Here is a 277-nt window from a genome sequence, read left to right on the forward strand (position 1 = left end):
TATCATTGAGTCGAAATCATTCAAACTTTACTTGAATAGCTTTAACCAAAGCCGCTTTGATACGATGGAAACCGTGCGCCAAACGCTAGCTGCGGATCTTTCCACGGCATCAAATAGCCAAGTTAGCGTGACATTATTTGGCGCAGACGAATTCGATTGTATTCCTTTCTCGCGCCTCCCGGGTGAGTGTATCGATGAGCTGGATATTGAAGTTGATAGCTACACACCAAATAGTGACTTACTACAGCTTGCCTCTGAGGATATGGTTGACGAGACG

The 277-nt window shown here is 45.1% G+C and carries 1 pseudogene; it reads left to right on the forward strand.

Annotation, left to right across the window (positions count from 1 at the left end):
* Positions 1-4: 4 nt before the first annotated feature.
* Positions 5-277 (forward strand): annotated as a pseudogene (queF, locus tag CWC11_RS20685) (NADPH-dependent 7-cyano-7-deazaguanine reductase QueF); the annotation flags it as partial.

The sequence above is a fragment of the Pseudoalteromonas sp. S3178 genome (assembly GCF_005886985.1).
In the GTDB taxonomy this organism is placed as follows: Bacteria; Pseudomonadota; Gammaproteobacteria; order Enterobacterales; family Alteromonadaceae; genus Pseudoalteromonas; species Pseudoalteromonas carrageenovora.